The sequence below is a fragment of the Pseudomonas sp. HS-18 genome (assembly GCF_020401845.1).
In the GTDB taxonomy this organism is placed as follows: domain Bacteria; phylum Pseudomonadota; class Gammaproteobacteria; order Pseudomonadales; family Pseudomonadaceae; genus Pseudomonas; species Pseudomonas nitroreducens.
This window is the reverse complement of record NZ_CP084413.1, coordinates 2,731,166-2,752,176: the sequence shown is the minus strand read 5'-3', so window position 1 is coordinate 2,752,176 and position 21,011 is coordinate 2,731,166. Positions and strand designations below refer to the sequence as shown.

Sequence of the window (21,011 nt, the reverse complement as noted above, 5' to 3'; positions counted from 1 at the left end):
TGACGTATCAGACGTCCAGCAGCAGGCGAGCCGGATCTTCCAGCAGATCCTTCATGGTGACCAGGAAGCTTACCGCTTCCTTGCCATCGATCATGCGGTGATCGTAGGACAGCGCCAGGTACATCATCGGCAGGATGACCACTTGACCGTTAACGGCCATCGGGCGCTCCTGGATCTTGTGCATGCCGAGGATGGCGGTCTGCGGCGGGTTGACGATCGGAGTCGACAGGAGCGATCCAAATACGCCACCGTTGGAAATGGTGAAAGTACCACCGGTCATGTCTTCGATGGACAGCTTGCCGTCCTTGGCTTTCTTGCCGAAGGTGGCGATGCCGTTTTCGATCTCGGCCAGGCTCATGAACTCGGCGTTACGCAGGACCGGTACGACCAGACCGCGGTCGCTGGAAACTGCCACACCGATGTCCTGGTAGCCGTGGTAGACGATGTCGTTGCCGTCGATCGAGGCGTTGACGCCCGGGAAGCGCTTCAGGGCTTCGGTGGCAGCCTTGACGAAGAAGGACATGAAGCCCAGGCGAACGCCGTTGTGCTTCTTCTCGAACAGGTCCTTGTACTTGTTGCGCAGGTCCATGATCGGCTTCATGTTGACTTCGTTGAAGGTCGTCAGCATGGCCATGGAGGACTGGGCTTCGACCAGACGCTCGGCAACCTTGGCGCGCAGGCGGGTCATCGGAACGCGCTTCTCGACGCGGTCGCCAGCGGCGAAGACCGGAGCCTCGGCAGCCGGAGCTGCAGCCTTGGCAGCCGGAGCGGCGGCCGGGGCGTTCTTCTTCGCTTCAACGGCAGCGACGACGTCTTCCTTGGTCACGCGACCGCCCTTGCCGGTACCGGCCAGGCTGTTCGGGTCGATGCCGTTCTCTTCGGCCAGCTTGCGGGCAGCCGGCGAGAGGATGTTGTCGTCGCCAGCGGCGGCCGGTGCAGCGGCAGCAGGTGCAGCAGCGGGAGCCGAGGCAGCAGCCGGAGCGGCAGCGGCAGCACCGCCTTCGCTCAGCTTGCCCAGCAGTTCGTTGGAGAGAACGGTGTCGCCTTCGTTCTTGACGATCTCTGCCAGGACGCCGTCAGCCTCGGCCAGTACTTCGATCACGACCTTGTCGGTCTCGATGTCGACGATCAGTTCGTCGCGCTTGACGGCTTCACCGACCTTCTTGTGCCAGGTTGCAACGGTGCCGTCGGCAACCGATTCCGGGAAGGTTGGGGCTTTGATTTCGATAGCCATTATGTGTGTTTCCTTAAATTCGGTATCAACTGCGCGTTGGCGTTAAACGGTGAAGGCGTCCTGCAGCAGTTTTTCCTGCTGCTCGGCGTGCATCGAAGCGTAGCCGCAAGCCGGAGCTGCCGAGCCTTCGCGGCCCGCGTATTCCAGGTTGAGACCTTTCTTGTGCGCGGCGATGACACGACGCATATGGTGCTGCGAGCAGAACCAGGCACCCTGGTTCATCGGCTCTTCCTGACACCAGACGATGTGCTTGAGGTTCTTGTACTGCGACAGCACCTCGGCCAGATCGTCTTCCGGGAAGGGATACAGCTGCTCGAGACGAACGATCGCGATGTTCTCGAGACCTTCGGCGCGACGCTTCTCCAGCAGGTCGTAGTACACCTTGCCGCTGCACAGCACGATGCGGTCGACTTTCTTCGGATCCAGGCTGTCGATCTCGTTGATCACAGTCTGGAAAGAGCCGTCTGCCAGATCTTCCAGGGTCGAGATGGCCAGCTTGTGACGCAGCAGCGACTTCGGAGTCATCACGATCAGCGGTTTGCGCAGCGGACGGATCACCTGACGGCGCAGCATGTGGTAGACCTGAGCCGGGGTAGTCGGCACGCAGACCTGGATGTTCTGCTCGGCGCACAGCTGCAGGTAACGCTCCAGACGCGCGGAGGAGTGCTCCGGACCCTGGCCTTCGTAACCGTGCGGCAGCAGCATGGTCAGACCACACAGACGTTGCCACTTGGTCTCGCCGCTGGTGATGAACTGGTCGATCACGACCTGCGCACCGTTGGCGAAGTCACCGAACTGGGCCTCCCAGATCACCAGCGCGTTCGGCGTGGTGGTGGCGTAGCCGTATTCGAAGGCCAGTACGGCTTCTTCCGAGAGGTAGGAATCGTACAGGCTGACGCGCGGCTGGCCGTCGAACAGGTGAGCCAGCGGGATGTAGACCGAGTCGTCCTTCTGGTTATGCAGCGCCGCATGGCGGTGCGAGAAGGTACCGCGGCCGACGTCCTGGCCGGTCATGCGCACCGGGTGACCTTCGAACAGCAGGGTGGCGTAGGCCAGGTTCTCGGCGAAGCCCCAGTTGATGGGCATGCCGCCGGCAGCCATCTTCGCGCGGTCTTCGTAGATCTTCTGCACCTGACGCTGCATGACGAAGCCGTCCGGGGTTTCCAGCAGCTTGGCGGAGAGGTCCTGCAGGGTCTTCAGGTCGAAGCGGGTGTCGTGACGCGCGGTCCAGGCGTGCCCCACGTACGGACGCCAGTCGACGAAGAGCTCCTTGTTGGGCTCCTTGACCAGGCTCTTCACCACGTGCTGACCGTTGTCGAGAGCGTCGCGGTATTCGTCGACCTTCTCCTGGGCCTGCTCGGTGCTCTGCACGCCGGCAGCGATCAGCGCGTCGGCATACAGTTCACGGGTGGTGCGCTGCTTGGCGATCTGCTGGTACATCAGCGGCTGGGTGCCGCTCGGCTCGTCGGCCTCGTTGTGGCCGCGACGGCGGTAGCAGACCAGGTCGATGACCACGTCACGCTTGAACTGCATGCGGTAGTCGACGGCCAGTTGGGTCACGAACAGGACCGCTTCCGGATCGTCGCCGTTCACATGGAAGATCGGCGCCTGGATCATCTTCGCCACGTCGGTCGCGTACTCGGTGGAGCGAGCGTCGTCCTGACGGCTGGTGGTGAAGCCGACCTGGTTGTTGATCACGATGTGGATGGTGCCGCCCGTCTTGTAAGCACGGGTCTGCGACATCTGGAAGGTCTCCATGACCACGCCCTGCCCCGCGAAGGCGGCATCACCGTGGATGGAGATCGGCACGACCTTGTCGCCGCTGCCGTCCTTGCGACGGTCCTGGCGGGCGCGTACCGAACCCTCGACCACCGGGGAAACGATTTCCAGGTGCGAGGGGTTGAACGCCAGGGCCAGGTGGACTTCACCGCCGGTGGTCATGACGTTGGAGGAGAAGCCCTGGTGGTACTTCACGTCACCGGAGCCCATCTCGACCAGCTTCTTGCCTTCGAACTCGTCGAACAGCTCGCGCGGGTTCTTGCCCAGGGTGTTGACCAGGACGTTCAGACGGCCGCGGTGGGCCATACCGATGACGATTTCCTTCACACCATAGGAGCCGGAGCGCTGGATGATCTCGTCGACCATCGGGATCAGGCTCTCGCCGCCTTCCAGGCCGAAGCGCTTGGTGCCCGGGTACTTGGTGCCCAGGTACTTCTCCAGGCCTTCTGCAGCGGTCAGGCGCTCCAGCAGGTGGGAGCGGGCGTCGGCGGAGTACGTCGGACGGCCACGGACGCTTTCCAGGCGCTGGGCGAACCAGTGGCGCTGCTCGGAATCGACGATGTGCATGAACTCGGCGCCGATGGTGCTGCAGTAGGTCTGCTTCAGCGCATCGATGATTTCACGCAGGGTCGCTTCTTCCTTGCCGATGTAGAGCTCACCGGTACGGAAAGTAGTGTCGAGGTCTGCAGCGGTGAGCCCGTAGTGTTCGAGCGACAGATCGGAGGGAGCGGTACGCACCCAGAGACCCAGCGGATCGAGCGATGCTGCCTGATGTCCACGCAGACGGTATGCCAGGATCAGACGCAGGACTTCAACCTGCTTTTTCTCGTGCTCGGTGCTTACGCTGCCAGCGGAAACAGGCGCGGCGCGGCGCTGGTTCTTGGCCAGGAGTACGAAATGATCACGGATAGAGGAATGCGAAACGTCGGGGGCAGGATTGCCGTCGGCAGGAAGCTTCTGGAAGTACGTGCGCCACTCTTCTGGCACAGCGTTCGGGTCGTGCAGGTAGAGCTCGTAGAGCTCTTCGACGTAGGCAGCGTTTCCACCGGATAGATGGGCACTGTTCCACATCCGCTGCATTACGCTTTCGTGCATGCTTGGTCACCCTCGGTAAGGGGACTCCACCTGTGGAACCTCTGGCGCGAAGTCAAACACAGCGACTTCAAGCCACCGATTCCCGCAGATAGTCCGGGTACCAGCCCGGATGCCCCTGCTGGTCATATATACGTTTTCAAAACAGGACCCCCGCTTTGTGGGCTTGGGTCCTAAGGACTGTACCGCCGGACAATGTTCCGGCGGCACAGGTGTCGCTCTTTCATGATCTTTGGGCGCAAGGCCCGCAGATCAAGTGCCGCTCTGCAGCAGCATGTTACGGATGTGACCGATTGCCTTGGTGGGGTTCAGACCCTTCGGGCAAACGTTCACGCAGTTCATGATCCCGCGGCAGCGGAAGACGCTGAACGGGTCATCCAGGCTCGCCAGGCGCGCCTGAGTTTCGGTGTCACGGCTGTCGGCCAGGAAGCGGTAGGCCTGCAGCAGCGCGGCGGGACCCAGGAACTTGTCGGGGTTCCACCAGAACGACGGGCAGGAGGTCGAGCAGCAGGCGCACAGGATGCACTCGTACAGACCGTCCAGCTTCTCGCGCTCTTCCGGGCTCTGCAGACGCTCGATGGCCGGCGCTGCATATTTGTTCTGCAGGAACGGCTTCACGCTCTCGTACTGTTTGTAGAAGATGCGCATATCGACGACCAGGTCACGAATGACCGGCAGGCCCGGCAGCGGACGCAGAACCAGCTTGCCGCCCTTCAGGCCAGCGGCCGACAGGGGGGTGATGCAGGCCAGGCCGTTCTTGCCGTTGATGTTCATACCGTCGGAACCGCACACGCCTTCACGGCAGGAACGACGATAGGAGAAGCCCTCGTCCTGTTCCTTGATCAGCGCCAGCACGTCCAGGACCATGATGTCCTTGCCGTCGGTATCGACCTGGAAGTCCTGCATGTAGGGTGCAGCGTCCTTCTCAGGGTTGTAGCGGTAAACACTCACTTGCAACATGGCGGGCACCCTTAGTAAGTACGAACCTTGGGTTCGAATGCCGGAACAGTTTTCGGCGCGAAGTTGACGGCACGCTTGGCTACACGCTTCTCACCCGGGAAGTACAGGGTGTGGCACAGCCAGTTCTCGTCATCGCGCTCCTCGAAGTCTTCACGGGCATGCGCGCCGCGGGACTCTTTGCGGGCTTCTGCCGCAATCGCAGTGGCTTCGGCCACTTCGAGGAGGTTCTGCAGTTCCAGCGCTTCGATACGCGCCGTGTTGAATGCCTGGCTCTTGTCGTTGATCTTGACGGTGGCGATACGCTCACGCAGATCAGCCAGCTGAGCGATACCTTTCTGCATGTACTCGCCGGTACGGAACACACCGAAGTAGTTCTGCATGCAGGATTGCAGCTCGCGCTTGAGCGGAGCGACTTCTTCGCCGCTAGTGCGCTCGTTCACACCGTTCAGGCGCTTGAAAGCGGATTCCAGGTCGGACTCGGAAGCCTGGCGGTGCTCGATACCATCCTTGAGCGCCTTCTCCAGGTGCAGGCCGGTGGCACGACCGAACACAACCAGGTCGAGCAGCGAGTTGCCGCCCAGGCGGTTGGCACCGTGTACCGATACGCACGCCACTTCGCCTACGGCGAACAGGCCTTCGACGATCTGCTCGTTGCCGTTGGCATCGGTAGTCAGGGCCTGGCCATGGATGTTGGTGGCCACGCCACCCATCATGTAGTGACAGGTCGGGATAACCGGGATCGGAGCGACCACCGGGTCGACGTGGGCGAAGGTCTTGGACAGTTCGCAGATGCCGGGCAGGCGGCTGTGCAGAACTTCTTCGCCGAGGTGGTCGAGCTTCAGCAGTACGTGGTCCTTGTTCGGGCCCACGCCGTTGCCGGCGATCACTTCTTTCACCATGGAACGGGCAACCACGTCGCGGCCGGCCAGGTCCTTGGCGTTCGGAGCGTAACGCTCCATGAAACGCTCGCCATGGGCGTTGATCAGGTAGCCGCCTTCACCGCGGCAGCCTTCGGTGACCAGTACACCAGCGCCGGCGATGCCGGTCGGGTGGAACTGCCACATCTCGATGTCCTGCACCGGCACACCAGCGCGCAGCGCCATGCCGATACCGTCACCGGTGTTGATCAGGGCGTTGGTGGTGGAGGCGTAGATACGGCCGGCACCGCCAGTGGCCAGGACCACGGCCTTGGAGCGGATATAAACGGTGTCGCCGGTTTCGATGTCGATGGCGATGACGCCAACCACATGACCGTCCTGGTTCTTCACCAGATCGACTGCGTACCACTCATTAAGGAAGGAAGTACCGTTCTTCAGGTTGGCCTGATAGAGGGTGTGCAGCAGGGCGTGACCGGTACGGTCAGCCGCGGCACAGGTACGAGCAGCCTGGCCACCCTTGCCGAAGTCCTTGGACTGGCCACCGAACGGACGCTGATAGATGCGGCCCTGTTCAGTACGGGAGAACGGCAGACCCATGTGTTCCAGCTCGAACACGGCTTCCGGGCCGACGGAGCACATATATTCGATCGCGTCCTGGTCACCGATGTAGTCGGAGCCCTTGACGGTGTCGTACATGTGCCAGCGCCAATCATCGTTCGGGTCGGCCGAAGCGATGGCGCAGGTGATGCCGCCCTGGGCGGATACGGTGTGCGAACGGGTCGGGAAGACCTTGGTCACCACGGCAGTCTTGTGACCACCCTGAGCCAGTTGCAGCGCGGCACGCATGCCGGCACCGCCGCCACCCACGATGATGGCGTCGAAAGAAAGAGAGCGAATGCTAGCCATGGATCAGTTACCCCAGAGAATCTGCACACCCCAGACGAAGAATGCGAACATGGCCATGCCGCATACCGCCTGGACGAGGAAACGCACGACGGTCGCGGACTTGCCCAGCGCCATCGGAGTCAGGTAGTCGGTGGTGATGGTCCACATACCGACCCATGCGTGCACGCTCAGGGACACCAGCGTCAACAGGCTGAAGATCTTCATCAGGCTGTGGGAGAACAGACCATGCCACTCGGCGTAGGTGATACCTGGGTGAGCGATCAGGAAGCCCAGCAGGAAGAGAACATAAGCCGCGAGAACGACCGCGGAGACGCGCTGGACCATCCAGTCGTAGAGACCCGAACGCGACAAGTTAGTGACGTTAGTTACCATACCCATACCCCCGCCAGAACGATCAGCACCACTGCGACAGCGATGACGATTTTCGAACCACGCTTACCGCCTTCCAGTGTTTCGCCAATACCTGCGTCCATGACGAGGTGACGAATACCGGCTACCAGGTGGTACAGCAGCGCAGACAGCAGGCCCCAAATCACAAGCTTGACCAACGGATGGGTCAGACACGCCTTCACCTGCTCGAAGCTGTCTTCGGATGCGAGGGAACGATCCAGTGCGAACAGCAGCACTGCGATACCCACGAACAGAATGACGCCGGAGATGCGGTGGAGAATCGACGTGTAAGCAGTGATAGGGAGTTGGATGGTCCTTAGGTCTAGGTTTACGGGTCGTTTGCTATTCACGGCTTTTTTCACACTGAGAGCCCTTCTATGGATCAGGGCTAGTTGTCGGGAGGTGCACTTGTCAGGTACCCATCACCTTCGGGAGTGACAACCACCAATCAAGCGAGGCCGGACGGCCCTTGGCGGCTGGTCGCCGAGTATAGACAGTTAGGCCCCTAATGACAACGGAAAGACCTCCACCTAAGGACTAATTGCCGCACCCCCATAAAAGGCGTAAACAGGCAAATTTTTCCGGCAAAACAGGGGCTTGGAGGAGCCAAACTTCTCCGATTGTGCAAATTGACATTCGGATTTATCTCTCTATAGTGGTGCGGGCCCTGCGTGGGGGGTCGTACAGATGATTTCAAGCATAAATAGGAGGCCATCATGGCTGACAAAAAAGCGCAGTTGATCATCGAGGGCGCTGCCCCCGTCGAACTGCCTGTCCTCTCCGGCACGCTGGGTCCCGATGTTGTCGACGTGCGGGGCCTGACCTCCACGGGTCACTTCACTTTCGACCCCGGCTTCATGTCCACTGCCTCCTGCGAGTCGAAGATCACCTTCATCGACGGCGATAAAGGTGTACTGCTGCACCGCGGCTACCCGATCGAACAGCTCGCCGAGAAGTCCGACTACCTGGAAACCTGCTACCTGCTGCTCAACGGCGAACTGCCCACTGCCGAGCAGAAAGAGAAGTTCGTCGGCACCATCAAGAACCACACCATGGTTCACGAGCAACTGAAGACCTTCTTCAACGGTTTCCGCCGTGATGCGCACCCGATGGCCGTGATGTGCGGCGTAATCGGTGCCCTCTCCGCCTTCTATCACGACTCCCTGGACATCAATAATCCGAAGCACCGGGAAGTCTCGGCGCATCGTCTGATCGCCAAGATGCCGACCATCGCTGCCATGGTGTACAAGTACTCCAAGGGCGAGCCGATGATGTACCCGCGCAACGACCTGAACTATGCAGAAAACTTCCTGCATATGATGTTCAACACCCCCTGCGAGACCAAGCCGATCAGCCCTGTGCTGGCCAAGGCCATGGACCGCATCTTTATCCTGCACGCCGACCACGAGCAGAACGCCTCCACTTCCACCGTTCGCCTGGCGGGCTCCTCGGGTGCCAACCCGTTCGCCTGTATCGCCTCGGGCATCGCCGCCCTGTGGGGACCGGCTCACGGCGGTGCGAACGAAGCCGTTCTGCGCATGCTGGACGAGATCGGTGACGTGTCGAACATCGAGAAGTTCGTGGCCAAGGCCAAGGACAAGAACGATCCGTTCAAATTGATGGGCTTCGGCCACCGCGTGTACAAGAACTTCGACCCGCGCGCCAAGGTCATGAAACAGACCTGCGACGAGGTTCTCCAGGAGCTGGGCATCAACGACCCGCAACTGGAACTGGCCATGAAGCTGGAAGAAATCGCCCGCCACGATCCGTACTTCGTGGAGCGCAACCTCTACCCGAACGTGGACTTCTACTCCGGCATCATCCTCAAGGCCATCGGCATTCCGACCAGCATGTTCACCGTGATCTTCGCCCTGGCACGTACCGTGGGCTGGATCTCGCACTGGCAGGAAATGCTCTCCGGCCCGTACAAGATCGGCCGTCCGCGCCAGCTGTACACCGGCGCCACCCAGCGCGACTTCGTGGACCTCAAGGCCCGCTAAGCGCTACGGCGTAAAAGAAAAGGCCGCCTTCGGGCGGCCTTTTTATTGCCACGGCTTTTCTGTAGGAGCGAGCTTGCTCGCGAACAGCCCCGCTGCGAGCTTCCCCACCCCTCGGTTCGCGAGCAGGAACTGGGCGTCACCTCGGTCCTGCAAAAGCAAAAAAGCCGCCCGAGGGCGGCTTCTTCACGAAAGGGAACGACAGCGCCGATTACTTCTCGGCAGCGCTGCGCAGGCCCTTCAGGGTATTCATCGGCGCATCGACCACGAAGCTGTTGGCCAGCCAGGACGGGATGCTGCCACCCGGCTCGGTCTGCACCTGGTAAGTCACCTCGGTCACGCCGGCACCCTTGGGCACCAGCTTCCACTCGCCGATCAGTTTCGGCACGCGGATTTCGCCTTTCTCTTCCGGGATATAGGTCGGCTCGGCCTTGAGATGACGGATCAGGCCACCGTCGGCGGTCTTCTCGGTGGTTACGTGGATCACCACGTCGCGGCCGGTCACCGGCCAGGGCATGTCGATCTTCGAGTAGGTCCAGGAATTGTCGCCCTCGGTCTTCAGCAGACGCATCTCGGCGCAGGCGTGGATCCACTTGCAGGAGCCGGCCACGTCTTCCTGCAGGGCGTTGATCTTGGCCACATCGGCCTTGATATCGACGACGCCACGGTAGGCCTTGTACTTGGAGCCCGCGACCGGGCTGAGGAAGACCTTCACACCGTCGTCTTCCTTCTCCAGCTTCCAGTCGTCCGCCAGGGCAGTACCGGCAAAGCCCATCACGGCAGTGGCCAGCAGGGTCATACGCAATACACCACGCATCGTCTTACCTCTCTTTATTCTTGGTCTCGTAGGGTCGGCAATTGCCGGCGCCCTGTCGCAATCCGCGGTCTTGAGCGGATCGGGGCGTCAGTATGGACCGCGAAATCGTGACTTCCAAGTCACATCAGGCGGCGGTGATGCGCTCCCACTCGGCGAGGATCCGCAGGGCCTGTTCGTTGCTGCTGCCACAGGCATCGGCGTCCGCATCGAAGGCCGCACAGACCTTTGGACGCCGCGAGTCGCCGAATAGTTTGCACAGATTGCGCTCATCCAGTTGCACGCAGCGAACACCCGCCGGCTTGCCGTCGGGCATGCCAGGGATGGGCGAGGAAATCGACGGCGCTATGCAACAGGCGCCACAGCCGATACGGCATTGCATGGATCTACTCTCTATTCGACATCAAGACGTCATCGGGGCTGGTCGCTCAGCAGCCGTTGCTTGCGCAGCTTCGCCACTTCACATATCGACTTCGACCGCGCGGCGAGCCAGCATCTTGCATGGCCCGCTAAGCCCTTTCGCCGCGGGCGGATATGCACGGCGGGCGGCAATCCCGAGGCGAGCAGAACGGGGCCGCCGAGCATATAGCGGGTCGAGCATTCCGCCAAGCGGGCCAGATCAGCGGGAAACTCCGGCAACGGCTCGCTCATCGGACACTCTCGGACTCCCGTCTCACCCCGACCAGGCCCAGGGATGTCAGCTTCACAGCAACAGCATGCCGTCCTAGCGCCGCGATCGCCGCCCCTTGGCTGTATCGCGGCGCATCCAGTAGGCTCATGCGCAGCCCCCAACCCTGGAGCCTCTGCCATGCCGGTCTGGCTGCAAACCGCTTTTCTTCTGTGTCTTTCCAACCTGTTCATGACCTTCGCCTGGTACGGCCACCTGAAAACCCTGAACAGCAAGCCGTGGATCATCGCGGCACTGGTCAGCTGGGGCATCGCACTCTTCGAGTATTTATTGCAGGTGCCGGCCAACCGCATCGGTTACACGGTGATGTCGGTCGGGCAACTGAAAATCATGCAGGAGGTCATCACGCTAGCGGTCTTCGTGCCGTTCAGCGTGTACTTCATGCAGCAGCCACTGAAGCTCGACTATCTATGGGCCGGGCTGTGCCTGCTGGGCGCGGTGTACTTCATCTTCCGCGCCTGAATCGGACTGACTCGGCACACGACGATCTCCGCGAACGCCCGGGGAAATAGAAGACCGATCAGGACTCGGACGAGTCCCGCAGACGGGTGATCAGGCTGGAAGTATCCCAGCGCCCGCCACCGGCGGCCTGCACCTCGGCGTAAAACTGGTCGACCAGCGCCGTGACCGGCAGTTGCGCGCCGTTGCGGCGGGCCTCGTCGAGCACGATCCCCAGGTCCTTGCGCATCCAGTCCACCGCGAAGCCGAAGTCGAAGCGCCCTTCCAGCATGCTCTGGTGGCGATTCTCCAATTGCCAGGATTGCGCCGCACCCTTGCTGATCACTTCCATGGCCGCCATGCCGTCGAGGCCGGCGCTCCGGGCGAAGTGCAGCGCCTCCGACAGCCCTTGCAGCAATCCGCCGACGCAGATCTGGTTGACCATCTTGGTCAGCTGGCCGCTGCCCACCGAGCCCATGCGCCGCACCATGCGCGCGTAGGTGGCGATCACCGGTTCGGCGCGCGAATAGAGGTCCGCATCGCCGCCGACCATCACCGTCAGCGCACCGTTCTCGGCGCCGGCCTGGCCGCCGGAGACCGGCGCATCAAGGAAGCCCAGCTCGCGCTCCGCCGCCGCCACGGCCAGTTCACGGGCGACCTCAGCCGAAGCGGTGGTGTGGTCCACCAGCACAGCGCCCGGCTGCATCCCGGCCAACGCGCCTTCCTCGCCCAGCACCACGCTGCGCAGGTCATCATCGTTGCCGACGCAGCACATCACGAACTCAGCCCACTGCGCGGCCTCGCGCGGAGTGTCCGCCGAACCGCCGCCGAACTGCCTGACCCACTGGGCCGCGCGGCTCGCGGTGCGGTTGTAGACGCACACCTCATGCCCTTCGCGCGCCAGATGCCCGGCCATGGGATAGCCCATCACGCCCAGACCGATGAATGCCACTTTCGCCATCTTGATCCCCCTTGTCCTGGTAGCCGGTCAGCCTAGCACAGCGGTTTGCCGGCCCCGCAAACGCCTTCCATACTCGATTCGTACCCAACCACGAGCACCGACTATGCCCCACTGGCTGGTGATCGACCTGGAAGCCACCACCGAGGAAGGCGGCTGGCCGGTCGAGGAAATGGAAATCATCGAGATCGGCGCCAGCCTGGTGGCCGAGGCCGACGGCCGCGAGCTGGATCACTTCCAGCGCTTCGTGCGCCCGCAACGTCGACCGCTGCTGACCGCCTTCTGTCGCGAACTCACCCACATCACCCAGGCCAACGTCGATGCCGCCGCGCCCCTGCATGAGGTCTGGCCGCAATTCGAGCGCTGGCTGGCCCAGCACCGCCCGCGCCTGGCCGGCTGGACCAGCTGGGGCGACTACGACCGTCACCAACTGGAACTGGAATGGCGCCGCCAGAACCTGGACAGCCACCTGGCCCGTGTTCCTCACGTCAACCTCAAACAGCGCTTCGCCCAGGCCCGCCAGCTCAAGCGGCCGGTGGGCCTGAATGCCGCGCTGCACCTGGCCGGATTGAACTTCCAGGGACAGCCGCACCGCGCCCTGGAGGATGCCCGTAATACTGCCCGCCTGTTGCCGCTGACACTGCCGGTGGCCGGCTGAAAGAAGGCTCCATTCACTGACCGAACGGTCGCCTGCGCCGCTCTAGTGACGGAGCCTGCGCCCTTGGGCATACTGGCGGGCCCTTTTTCACCCCTCTAGCAGGAGAAGCCCATGTTCAAGGTCAACGAGTACTTCGACGGCACCGTCAAATCCATCGCCTTCGACATGACCGCAGGCCCCGCCACCATCGGCGTGATGGCTCCCGGCGAATACGAATTCGGCACCAGCCAGCTGGAGGTGATGCACGTCGTCGCCGGCGCGCTGACCGTCAAGCTGCCGGGCAGCGACAGCTGGGAAACCTTCGAAGGCGGCAGCAACTTCACCGTACCGGCCAACAGCAAGTTCCAGCTGAAAGTCGCCCAGGACACCGCCTACCTCTGCGAATACCGCTGAGTTCGGCTGTTCCATGAAAGAGCCGGCCCTGAGGCCGGCTTTTTATTGCCGGTACAACTGTCGAGCTCTGTCCTACGAAAAGCAGCCGCATAACCCGGCCGCAAGATCAGCCCGCAATCCTGCGTCCTTTTCCGCGATGAACACCAGCCGCGATCCCTGTGCCGCTTCGGCCGCCGTCGCCGGCCGCAGCTGATAGCGCCCGCCAACGTACTGCAGCCACAACGCATCCCCCTGTCCAGACAGTCGGATCAGTCCCTTGAGGCGCAGCAGGCCACGCGGCAGCGTCTCCAACCAGAGTTTCAGCCGCACACCCTCAAAGCTTTCATCCCCCTGCCAACTCCAGCTGTCGAACAGGTCGCCATGGTCGACACCTTCCTGCCCATGGGGCCGCAGCTTGCGCGACGGCTCGCCCAGCAGCAGCTCATCGGGAATCTGCGCCTGGATGGTTTCCAGCACCCGCGCGCCACGGCCGAAGCGTTCGCGCTGGGCGGCCAGCTCATCGGTTTCGAGCAGGTCGCACTTGTTCAGCAGCAGCAGATCGGCGGCAGCCGCCTGCATGCGTTCCAGCCGCGCATACTCGCCTTCGAGCGGCTCACGACGGGCGGCGTCGACCACGGTCAGCACCGCATCCAGGTGCAGGCGCCTGCGCAGCTTCGGGTAGCCGAGCGTCTGTACGATGCGCTGCGGGTCGGACACCCCGCTGCACTCGATCACCACCTGTTCCAACGGCGGGTGCATATTCGCCAGTCGTTCCAGCTGCGCCAGCAGGTCGTCCTGCACCGAGCAGCAGATGCAGCCGTTCTCCAGGCTGTACACCGCCTCGGTCTGCTCGGCGATCATCCCGGCGTCGATGTTCAGCTCGCCGAAGTCATTGACGATCACTGCCAGCCGCCGCCCTTCACAGCGCTCCAGCAGGTTGCGCAACAGCGTGGTCTTGCCGGCGCCGAGGAAGCCGGCGACCACCGTTACCGGGATGCTCGCGGCATTCATGCGTTGACCCCTTCGATACGCGGCGGCTCGCCCTGCCACACCGCCGCCAGGGCGGTATCGCTGAACTGGCCGAGGCGGTCGTACACCGGGCGACCTTCGACGAAGGTCAGTTGCACCTCGGTGCGGTGGATGTAGTTGCGCGCCGGCTGCTCGAACAGGTTGCGGTCGAGGACGATGAAGTCCGCCGACTTGTCCGCCTCCAGGCTGCCGGTAAGATTTTCCAGGCCCATCGCATAGGCACCGTTGAGGGTCGCAACGCGGATCGCCTGTTCCAGGCTGATCGGCTCGCCGAAGCAGGCCGGGTCGTCATTCCATGGGTTCTGCCGGGTCACCAGGGTTTCCAGTGCCAGCCACGGGTCGATTGACGCCACCGGCCAGTCGGTGCCGAATACCGCGACGCCGCCGGCGGCCAGCACGCCCTTGAAGTCGTAGATGCGCTTCAGGCGATCCGGGCCGTAGCCGGAGCGCGCGCCGCTGGCGAAAGGCGTCGGGTACCAGGCCGCCGGGGAGAACTCGGCGATCACCTCCAGCTCACGGAAGCGCTTGAGGTTGCCCGGATGCAGGATGGTGCTGTGCGCGCACTGGTGGCGCACGCCGGAAAAGCCATTGCGCCGGCGCGCTTCGGCCACCGCATCGAGGAATACGTCGGACGCGGCATCACCCGTGCAATGGGCGATCACGCGGATGCCGCGACGGTCCATGTCCACCACCATGTCAGTGATGTGCTCCGGCGTCAGGTTCAGCTTGCCGCGCCAGGCATCTTCGCCCGGCCAGGGAGTGATAAGGAAGGACGAGCGCGGCTCGACGGTGCCGTCGAAGTGGAATTTCACCGCATTCGCCGACAGCCGCGCACTGCGGTAGTAGTGGCGTTCGCCGGCGAGCAGCTCCCAGCGACGACGCACCGGGAAGATGTCGTCCTGCCAGCTGATTGCCGCTTCCACTCGCAGGGTCAGCTGGCCGGCGTCATCGAGGTACTTAAGCGCATCCAGGCGGTTCTCGCAGACGTGCAGGTACTTGGCCGCGGTGACGCCGCGAGAACTCTGGAAGTGCACGCCTTCGCGGTAGGACTGGCGCAGCACCTTGGCCGGGGTCGGCGGCATGGCAGCGTGGATCAGCGCGTAACCGCCGTCGATCAACAGGCCGTTGGGCTCGCCGGTCAGCTCGTCGCGCTCCAGGTAGCCATTGCGCGGATCGGGCGTATTGGCGTCGATGCCGGCCAGTTCCAGCGCGCGGGAGTTGACCATCATGGTGCCCCACATGCGGTCGAGCAGCGCCACGGGGCGATCCGGCATCACCGAGTCGAGCCACTCGCGGCCCGGCTTCAGCCCGGCTTCGCGGAAGGTGTAGCGCACCCAGTACTGGCCGTAGACCCAGCCATCGCCCGGGTGGCTGTCGGCATAGTCTCGAATGGCCTTGGCAAGCTGCTCCGGAGTCGGGTCCTCGATGCCGACATCGAGGTCGTCGGCATAGCGCGGATTCAGCGCCAGGTCCGGGTGAGTGTGCATGTCGTGCAGGCCAGGCATGCAGAAGGCGCCTTCGAGATCATGCACCAGGGTGTCCGGGCCGATCAGGTGCTCCATCTCTTCGCGAAGGCCGACCGCCAGCAACCGACCATCCCGGATGGCAACGGCCTCGGCCCAGGGTCGTGCGGGATCGAGGGTGTAGAAGCGGCCGTTGTGCAGCAGCAGTTCGGCAAAGCGGCCGGTTGGGGAATTGGAGGAGCGGAAGCGGTCCGGAGCGGTCATGGGAAGCCCTTGTTGTTCTTGTCCGTGGGGGCAGTATAGGGCTCGACTTTCAACCATTGACTAGCACAAGATGACAACTCGCTAGCACTAAACAACAGGTTGACCGCGCGAATGCCCACCGCTTCCTTCGATATCGATTACGCCGCGCGTCAGCTTTTCCGCCATTTCATCGACGAATGGCGCGCTCGCCCCGCCCTGCCACCCGTGGCTCCCCTGCTCGGTGGCCTCGGCTTGCCACCGAGCGGAGAAGCGGCAGCCAGCATGATGAACTTCGCCCGCTACTATCGCCTGCTGCAGCAGGCCGCCGGACTGCTCGGCCCGAGCGACTTCTTCCTGCGCCTGGGCCAGCGCTACAACCTCTATGACCTGGGAGTGATCGGCTACGCGCTGATCAGCGCGGCCAACCTGCGGCGCTCCTGGGACATCTCCCTCGGCCAGCCGTCGAGCCTGATGCCTCACCCGATCCACACCCACCGAGAGGAGGTCGACGAGCACATTCGGCTGACGCTGCAATTGCCGCCTTTCAGTGAAGTGGAGCGCATCGCCCTCTGCGAGGAATGGCTGAGCAGCACCTGGCGCTGGTTGTGCCAGCGCCTGCCGGACCTGGAGAACTGCGCCAGCATGCAGTTGCACCTGCCCTACCCGCCGCCGGCGCATGCCGCGCTGTACGGCGAGATTTTCCCCGGCCTCTGTCATTTCAATGCCGAGCGGGCCGAATTGTGGATGCCACGGGAATTCCACGATCGCCCCTTCTCGACCGCCAACCCTTCCGTGACGCGGCTGTGCCAAGCCCAGGGCGCGGCGACCCTGGCCAGTTTCGAACGCGGTCAGGCGCTACCGGATGACGTGCGCTATTACCTGCTGCAGAACGCGCGTATCCCACTACCGGATCTGGAACAGACCGCCGCCTGGTTGCGCCTGCCGCCGCATACGCTGCAACGCCGGCTGCGGGAGCACGGGCTGACCTTCAAGGGCATAGTGCTGGAGGTGCGGATGGCGCTGGCCCAGCGTTATCTGCTGGCCAGCCGGATGGCGCTGCAGGAGATCGCCTTCCTCCTCGGCTACGAACACGTCACCAGCTTCCACCGGGCATTCCAGCGGTTTACCGGGACGACACCGGAGCGATTCCGCGCAGCGGGCGGGATCTCAGCTGAATAGGCAAGCGCGAGCAGAGTCCACTCCTACGCCAGGGTCGGCCCTTGTGTAGGAGCGCACTCCGTCCGCGACAGGCTCGCCGTTGCGCTTAAGCTTCCTTCTCGCAGTTGATCATCCACGGCACGCCGAAGCGGTCCTCCACTGCGCCGAACAATTCGGCCCAGAAGGTCTGCTCCAGCGGCATGGTGACCTTGCCGCCCTTGCCCAGCGCCTCGAACAGGCGCCGGGCCTCGGCCTTGCTGTCGACGTTCAGGGTGATCGACACACCCTTCACTCCTTCGTACTGGCCGCATTGGGGCGAGGCGTCCGATCCCATCAGCACATGGCCATCCACTTCCAGACGGACGTGGATGACGCGGTTCTTCAAGGCCTCGGGCATGTCCTCGCAACCCGGCGCATCGGAGAAGCGCATCAGCGCCGGCAGCTCTGCGCGCAGCACCTCGGCGTAATAACGGAAGGCTTCCTCGCAGTTTCCATCGAAGACCAGATAGGCATTCATCAACATGGCGGTATCCTCCAGATTCAGGATTTGCTGGCGATTTCGGCGCGCAGACGCTCTTCCTGCTCACGCAATTCAGGGGTGAATTCGGCACCGAAGTCCTCGGCCTCGAAGATCTGCCGGATTTCGATCTCGGACTCACCATCGAAGGGATTGGGCGAGCGCTTGACCCAATCGATGCACTCCTGCAACGACGCGGTCTGCATGATCCAGAAGCCGGCGATAAGCTCCTTGGTTTCGGCGAACGGGCCGTCGATCACCTGCCGCGAAGCGCCATCGAAGCGCACCCGCGCGCCCTTGGCGCTGGGGTGCAGCCCTTCGCCCGCCAGCATCACCCCGGCCTTGACCAGTTCTTCGTTGAACGCCCCCATGGCGGCGAGCAGTTCTTCCTTGGGCATCACACCCGCCTCGGAGTCGGCGGTGGCTTTGACGATCACCATGAAACGCATGGGTTTTCTCCTCTTGTCATTCTCTTGTAATTGCCAGCGTGGCGGCCGGTTTCATCCGGTTCCTGATGAATAGTCGAAGGGCAGGACGACGAATCGACAGCCCACGCAAAAATATTCTCAGGGGTACTGCGAGGGCTTTGAGCATAGGTCGCGCCAAGGACCGCAGCTGCAGAAATGGGAAAATTCGCTATGGACGCCCAGGGCCAACGCCATTAGAACGTGCCGTTCGGAAAACTCCGGGCGCCCCCATGCAGGTCCAGCTCATTCCCGTCATCGAACTGTTCTACCTGGTCGACTCCGTGCCGGTGCCGACCGAGGGGCCGTACTGGGAGCACGTGGAAAGCTGGCGGGCCTTCCATGAGCGCAATCTGAGGGCCAGCGGCTTCGATCCGAGCCTCAGGCCCTACCGGCCGGGAAGCGCATTCCACCGTATCGCCGAGCTGAGCGATGCTGACATTTCGCGCCTGATACGGCTGCACTGTGAAGAGGGGCTGGCGGGCTCGGGGAACTGGAAACAGATCCAGCCCTTGCCCGGCGGCTATGTATTGCGGATCGGCAGTCTCGATGTGCTGTTCCCGCAGTGCTGCAGCGACCTGGGCGACCTGCACAGCTGGAAGCGCATCGCCGCTGGCAAGGGTGCCTACCTGTACAGCGGCCACCCTTCGCCCGACATCAGTCGCCGCAACCAGTCCGCCCATTTCGACTTCAACGGGCCGGGCGAGGGCTTTGCCCCGCCCCCGCCGCTGCATTCGGTCACGGTACCATTGAGCGAACTGATGCGCGCCGTGCATGCCGCCGATCGGGAACTACGGATTTTCGCGGCGCGATTGGCATTGGTGAACGCCGAGCAGGCGCTGCACGTACCGGACATCGAAACCCTGCTCATCCACGGACGCTAGCCTTCCGGGCTGGACAGTCTTCTCCGCGCTTCTTAGATTCAGACCTTTTCGCAAGATACGGAGCATTGCCCCATGAGCCTGGAATCGGTTCGCGCCTTCTTCGCCGAAAAGGCCCCCGACATCCCCATCATCGAGCTGGAAACCAGCACCGCCACCGTCGCCCTGGCCGCCGAGGCCCACGGCGTCGAGCCGGGCCGCATTGCCAAGACGCTGTCCCTGCGCATCGGCGAGCGCACCGTGCTGGTCGTGGCGCGTGGCGACGCGCGGCTGGACAACCGCAAGCTCAAGGAAGCCTTTGGCGGCAAGGCGAAGATGCTCGGTGCCGAGGAAGTCGTGGAGTTGACCGGCCACCCCGTGGGCGGGGTCTGCCCGTTCGGCCTGGCGACGCCGTTGCCGGTGTATTGCGATGTGTCGTTGCAGGCGTTCGACGAGGTGCTGCCGGCCGCTGGCGCGGTGCACAGCGCCGTGCGGATCGGGCCGCAGCGCATGGCGGAGCTGGTGGCGGCGGACTGGATCGACGTCTGCCAGGAGCGGGTTGATCAACCAGTTTAGGTTTGCCGACCATCGCGGACGAAGTCCGCTGCTACACCCGATGGAAACTTCCGTTAGCAGCGGACTCCATCCGCGATGGGCGTCAGGCCGCTCCAATCCGCCAAGGTATATCCCTGCTCCGCCACTGTTGCCACAGCAACACTCGCCCAACACTTTGCTGTTCGCCCAGCGTCTCAACTGTTTACCAAAAACGACAAACTATTGATTTAAAAGACTTTTAAATTACGGCACAGCTTGTGCAATGACCTGAACAGACAGGCCCGAACACCGGGCCGATTCATCTGCCCCGAGGTCGCTGTACTGCCATGTCCCAACTCCCCGAATCCGCCCACTACGACATCCGTGAGCCGAACGCCCAGGTAATCACCTCCGACGCCGAGGCCATCGACGTCGCCCACAAGGTCGCCGCCTTCCTGCTCGAAGGCGCCGCCGAGCGCGACCGCAACCGCGAAGTCCCCCCGGAAGTGGTCGAGGTCTACTCCAACAGCGGCCTGTGGGGCATCACCGTGCCGCGCGCCTTTGGCGGCGCCGAGGTGTCCTACGCCACGCTGGCGGAAGTCATCGCCATCATCTCCGCCGCCGACCCGTCGCTGGGACAGATTCCACAGAACCACTACTGCCTGCTGGAAGACATCCGCCTGCAGGGCAGCGACGAACAGAAGCGCTTCTTCTTCGACCTCGCGCTCAAGGGCAACCGCTTCGCCAACGCGCTGTCGGAAACCGGCGGCAAGACCGTGCAGGACATCCAGACCCGCCTGCGCCGTGACGGCGATCATGTCGTGCTCGACGGCCGCAAGGGCTACTGCACCGGTTCGCTCTACGCCCATTGGCTCGGCGTGCTGGGCCTGGACGAACAGGGCAACGCCCAGCTGGCCTTCGTCCCGCGCGGCACGCCGGGACTGGTGATCGTCGACGACTGGGCCAGCATCGGCCAGCGCACCACCTCCAGCGGCACCGTGCTGGTGGACGGCCTGCGGGTGCCGGCGTTCAACGTCTTCCCTACCCACCGCTCCTACGACGTGCCGACCCTGGCCGGCCCGTTCGCGCAGATCACCACCGCCGCCATCGACGCCGGCATTGCCCGCGCTGCGCTGCGCGACACCATCGCCTTCGTCCGCGAACAGGCGCGCCCGTGGATCGACGCCGGCGTGGAGAAGGCCAGCGAAGACCCGCTGACCATCATCCAGGTCGGTGAACTGGGCATCCGCATCGAAGCCGCCGATGCCCTGCTGGAACGCGCCGGCAGGGTGATGGACGCCGCTCGCCCGGCGCCGGACGAAGACAGCGTGGCCCGCGCCTCGGTTGCCGTGGCCAAGGCCAAGGTGCTGACCACCGAAGTCGCCATCGATGCCGCCAACAAGCTGTTCGAGCTGGGCGGCACCCGCTCCACCCTCGCCCGCCACGCCCTCGACCGCCACTGGCGCAACGCCCGCGTGCACACCCTGCACGACCCGGTGCGCTGGAAGTACCACCTGGTCGGCAACTGGCTGCTCAACGACAAGCGTCCGCCGCGCCACGACTGGAACTGAGGCCATCG

22 protein-coding genes are annotated in these 21,011 nt (G+C 63.3%); 8 read left to right on the top strand and 14 right to left on the bottom strand.

Features of this window, described 5'->3' with window-relative positions; genetic code table 11:
• Positions 1-7 precede the first annotated feature (7 nt).
• The 6 genes from odhB to sdhC all read right to left on the bottom strand — a co-directional run bounded on the left by odhB (position 8) and on the right by sdhC (position 7,601).
• Positions 8-1,234, bottom strand: a complete 1,227-nt coding sequence (gene odhB / locus LDJ84_RS12890; protein ID WP_038803159.1) for a 2-oxoglutarate dehydrogenase complex dihydrolipoyllysine-residue succinyltransferase — start codon at positions 1,232-1,234, stop codon at positions 8-10.
• Positions 1,235-1,276: 42 nt separating this feature from the next.
• Positions 1,277-4,108, bottom strand: a complete 2,832-nt coding sequence (locus LDJ84_RS12885) for a 2-oxoglutarate dehydrogenase E1 component (protein WP_024765469.1) — start codon at positions 4,106-4,108, stop codon at positions 1,277-1,279.
• A 249-nt stretch (positions 4,109-4,357) separates the two neighbouring features.
• Positions 4,358-5,065, bottom strand: a complete 708-nt coding sequence (locus LDJ84_RS12880) for a succinate dehydrogenase iron-sulfur subunit (RefSeq protein WP_024765470.1) — start codon at positions 5,063-5,065, stop codon at positions 4,358-4,360.
• Between the two features lie 11 nt (positions 5,066-5,076).
• Positions 5,077-6,849, bottom strand: a complete 1,773-nt coding sequence (gene sdhA, locus LDJ84_RS12875; RefSeq protein WP_024765471.1) for a succinate dehydrogenase flavoprotein subunit — start codon at positions 6,847-6,849, stop codon at positions 5,077-5,079.
• A 3-nt stretch (positions 6,850-6,852) separates the two neighbouring features.
• Positions 6,853-7,221 carry a succinate dehydrogenase, hydrophobic membrane anchor protein gene (gene sdhD / locus LDJ84_RS12870; protein WP_024765472.1) on the bottom strand — a complete coding sequence of 123 codons (369 nt, stop codon included), beginning with the start codon at positions 7,219-7,221 and terminating at the stop codon, positions 6,853-6,855.
• The gene (gene sdhC / locus LDJ84_RS12865) at positions 7,215-7,601 is read right to left on the bottom strand and encodes a succinate dehydrogenase, cytochrome b556 subunit (protein ID WP_162483999.1); all 387 of its coding nucleotides are present in this window, start codon (positions 7,599-7,601) and stop codon (positions 7,215-7,217) included. Before sdhC ends, sdhD begins: the two co-directional genes overlap by 7 nt.
• Before the next feature lie 354 nt (positions 7,602-7,955).
• On the opposite strand from sdhC, the gene gltA reads away from it, so the two are divergent.
• Positions 7,956-9,239 (top strand): citrate synthase, encoded by a 1,284-nt coding sequence (gene gltA / locus LDJ84_RS12860; RefSeq protein WP_024765474.1) that lies wholly within the window; start codon positions 7,956-7,958, stop codon positions 9,237-9,239.
• Between the two features lie 208 nt (positions 9,240-9,447).
• Here gltA and LDJ84_RS12855 read toward each other — a convergent pair whose 3' ends face one another.
• The 3 genes from LDJ84_RS12855 to LDJ84_RS12845 form a co-directional block, all read right to left on the bottom strand.
• A complete protein-coding gene (locus LDJ84_RS12855) occupies positions 9,448-10,053 on the bottom strand; it encodes an START domain-containing protein (protein ID WP_024765475.1) in 606 nt (201 codons plus the stop codon).
• 124 nt (positions 10,054-10,177) lie between these two features.
• On the bottom strand, positions 10,178-10,432 hold the full coding sequence (locus LDJ84_RS12850) for a YkgJ family cysteine cluster protein (protein WP_024765476.1): 255 nt from the start codon (positions 10,430-10,432) through the stop codon (positions 10,178-10,180).
• Between the two features lie 29 nt (positions 10,433-10,461).
• On the bottom strand, positions 10,462-10,701 hold the full coding sequence (locus LDJ84_RS12845; protein ID WP_128082552.1) for a hypothetical protein: 240 nt from the start codon (positions 10,699-10,701) through the stop codon (positions 10,462-10,464).
• A gap of 157 nt (positions 10,702-10,858) precedes the next feature.
• Here LDJ84_RS12845 and LDJ84_RS12840 point away from each other — a divergent pair, with 157 nt between their 5' ends.
• Positions 10,859-11,200, top strand: coding sequence for a DMT family protein (locus LDJ84_RS12840; RefSeq protein WP_024765477.1), 342 nt, complete (start codon positions 10,859-10,861; stop codon positions 11,198-11,200).
• A gap of 58 nt (positions 11,201-11,258) precedes the next feature.
• On the opposite strand, the gene LDJ84_RS12835 is transcribed toward LDJ84_RS12840, so the two are convergent.
• Positions 11,259-12,137, bottom strand: coding sequence for an NAD(P)-dependent oxidoreductase (locus tag LDJ84_RS12835; protein WP_024765478.1), 879 nt, complete (start codon positions 12,135-12,137; stop codon positions 11,259-11,261).
• A gap of 103 nt (positions 12,138-12,240) precedes the next feature.
• Here LDJ84_RS12835 and LDJ84_RS12830 point away from each other — a divergent pair, with 103 nt between their 5' ends.
• Complete coding sequence (locus LDJ84_RS12830) at positions 12,241-12,792, top strand: exonuclease domain-containing protein (protein ID WP_024765479.1); 552 nt, start codon at positions 12,241-12,243, stop codon at positions 12,790-12,792.
• A gap of 111 nt (positions 12,793-12,903) precedes the next feature.
• On the top strand, positions 12,904-13,185 hold the full coding sequence (locus LDJ84_RS12825; RefSeq protein ID WP_024765480.1) for a pyrimidine/purine nucleoside phosphorylase: 282 nt from the start codon (positions 12,904-12,906) through the stop codon (positions 13,183-13,185).
• Between the two features lie 72 nt (positions 13,186-13,257).
• Here the strand turns inward: LDJ84_RS12825 and LDJ84_RS12820 are convergent, their stop codons facing one another.
• A complete protein-coding gene (locus tag LDJ84_RS12820; RefSeq protein ID WP_024765481.1) occupies positions 13,258-14,175 on the bottom strand; it encodes a CobW family GTP-binding protein in 918 nt (305 codons plus the stop codon).
• Positions 14,172-15,920, bottom strand: coding sequence for an amidohydrolase (locus LDJ84_RS12815; protein WP_024765482.1), 1,749 nt, complete (start codon positions 15,918-15,920; stop codon positions 14,172-14,174). Before LDJ84_RS12815 ends, LDJ84_RS12820 begins: the two co-directional genes overlap by 4 nt.
• Positions 15,921-16,031: 111 nt before the next feature.
• Here LDJ84_RS12815 and LDJ84_RS12810 point away from each other — a divergent pair, with 111 nt between their 5' ends.
• Positions 16,032-17,078 (top strand): helix-turn-helix transcriptional regulator, encoded by a 1,047-nt coding sequence (locus LDJ84_RS12810; RefSeq protein ID WP_024765483.1) that lies wholly within the window; start codon positions 16,032-16,034, stop codon positions 17,076-17,078.
• A gap of 85 nt (positions 17,079-17,163) precedes the next feature.
• On the opposite strand, the gene LDJ84_RS12805 is transcribed toward LDJ84_RS12810, so the two are convergent.
• Positions 17,164-17,580 carry a VOC family protein gene (locus tag LDJ84_RS12805; RefSeq protein ID WP_024765484.1) on the bottom strand — a complete coding sequence of 139 codons (417 nt, stop codon included), beginning with the start codon at positions 17,578-17,580 and terminating at the stop codon, positions 17,164-17,166.
• 17 nt (positions 17,581-17,597) lie between these two features.
• Positions 17,598-18,023 carry a YciI family protein gene (locus LDJ84_RS12800; RefSeq protein ID WP_024765485.1) on the bottom strand — a complete coding sequence of 142 codons (426 nt, stop codon included), beginning with the start codon at positions 18,021-18,023 and terminating at the stop codon, positions 17,598-17,600.
• Positions 18,024-18,271: 248 nt separating this feature from the next.
• Between LDJ84_RS12800 and LDJ84_RS12795 the strand changes: the two genes are divergently transcribed.
• The 3 genes from LDJ84_RS12795 (at position 18,272) to LDJ84_RS12785 (ending at position 21,003) form a co-directional block, all read left to right on the top strand.
• Positions 18,272-18,922 carry a hypothetical protein gene (locus tag LDJ84_RS12795; RefSeq protein ID WP_024765486.1) on the top strand — a complete coding sequence of 217 codons (651 nt, stop codon included), beginning with the start codon at positions 18,272-18,274 and terminating at the stop codon, positions 18,920-18,922.
• Between the two features lie 72 nt (positions 18,923-18,994).
• The gene (locus LDJ84_RS12790; protein WP_065084744.1) at positions 18,995-19,474 is read left to right on the top strand and encodes a YbaK/EbsC family protein; all 480 of its coding nucleotides are present in this window, start codon (positions 18,995-18,997) and stop codon (positions 19,472-19,474) included.
• A gap of 305 nt (positions 19,475-19,779) precedes the next feature.
• Positions 19,780-21,003 carry an SfnB family sulfur acquisition oxidoreductase gene (locus tag LDJ84_RS12785; protein WP_065084743.1) on the top strand — a complete coding sequence of 408 codons (1,224 nt, stop codon included), beginning with the start codon at positions 19,780-19,782 and terminating at the stop codon, positions 21,001-21,003.
• The last annotated feature ends 8 nt before the right edge of the window (positions 21,004-21,011 follow it).

Coding starts and splice junctions, on each gene's coding strand:
- LDJ84_RS12850 (WP_024765476.1), bottom strand. CDS start 10,432: ATGCAATGCCGTATCGGCTGTGGCGCCTGTTGCATAGCGCCGTCGATT.
- LDJ84_RS12885 (WP_024765469.1), bottom strand. CDS start 4,108: ATGCACGAAAGCGTAATGCAGCGGATGTGGAACAGTGCCCATCTATCC.
- sdhA (WP_024765471.1), bottom strand. CDS start 6,849: ATGGCTAGCATTCGCTCTCTTTCTTTCGACGCCATCATCGTGGGTGGC.
- LDJ84_RS12845 (WP_128082552.1), bottom strand. CDS start 10,701: ATGAGCGAGCCGTTGCCGGAGTTTCCCGCTGATCTGGCCCGCTTGGCG.
- LDJ84_RS12855 (WP_024765475.1), bottom strand. CDS start 10,053: ATGCGTGGTGTATTGCGTATGACCCTGCTGGCCACTGCCGTGATGGGC.
- LDJ84_RS12815 (WP_024765482.1), bottom strand. CDS start 15,920: ATGACCGCTCCGGACCGCTTCCGCTCCTCCAATTCCCCAACCGGCCGC.
- LDJ84_RS12810 (WP_024765483.1), top strand. CDS start 16,032: ATGCCCACCGCTTCCTTCGATATCGATTACGCCGCGCGTCAGCTTTTC.
- LDJ84_RS12840 (WP_024765477.1), top strand. CDS start 10,859: ATGCCGGTCTGGCTGCAAACCGCTTTTCTTCTGTGTCTTTCCAACCTG.
- sdhD (WP_024765472.1), bottom strand. CDS start 7,221: ATGGTAACTAACGTCACTAACTTGTCGCGTTCGGGTCTCTACGACTGG.
- LDJ84_RS12830 (WP_024765479.1), top strand. CDS start 12,241: ATGCCCCACTGGCTGGTGATCGACCTGGAAGCCACCACCGAGGAAGGC.
- LDJ84_RS12800 (WP_024765485.1), bottom strand. CDS start 18,023: ATGCGTTTCATGGTGATCGTCAAAGCCACCGCCGACTCCGAGGCGGGT.
- LDJ84_RS12835 (WP_024765478.1), bottom strand. CDS start 12,137: ATGGCGAAAGTGGCATTCATCGGTCTGGGCGTGATGGGCTATCCCATG.
- gltA (WP_024765474.1), top strand. CDS start 7,956: ATGGCTGACAAAAAAGCGCAGTTGATCATCGAGGGCGCTGCCCCCGTC.
- LDJ84_RS12785 (WP_065084743.1), top strand. CDS start 19,780: ATGTCCCAACTCCCCGAATCCGCCCACTACGACATCCGTGAGCCGAAC.
- LDJ84_RS12790 (WP_065084744.1), top strand. CDS start 18,995: ATGAGCCTGGAATCGGTTCGCGCCTTCTTCGCCGAAAAGGCCCCCGAC.
- odhB (WP_038803159.1), bottom strand. CDS start 1,234: ATGGCTATCGAAATCAAAGCCCCAACCTTCCCGGAATCGGTTGCCGAC.
- LDJ84_RS12880 (WP_024765470.1), bottom strand. CDS start 5,065: ATGTTGCAAGTGAGTGTTTACCGCTACAACCCTGAGAAGGACGCTGCA.
- LDJ84_RS12805 (WP_024765484.1), bottom strand. CDS start 17,580: ATGTTGATGAATGCCTATCTGGTCTTCGATGGAAACTGCGAGGAAGCC.
- LDJ84_RS12825 (WP_024765480.1), top strand. CDS start 12,904: ATGTTCAAGGTCAACGAGTACTTCGACGGCACCGTCAAATCCATCGCC.
- LDJ84_RS12820 (WP_024765481.1), bottom strand. CDS start 14,175: ATGAATGCCGCGAGCATCCCGGTAACGGTGGTCGCCGGCTTCCTCGGC.
- LDJ84_RS12795 (WP_024765486.1), top strand. CDS start 18,272: ATGCAGGTCCAGCTCATTCCCGTCATCGAACTGTTCTACCTGGTCGAC.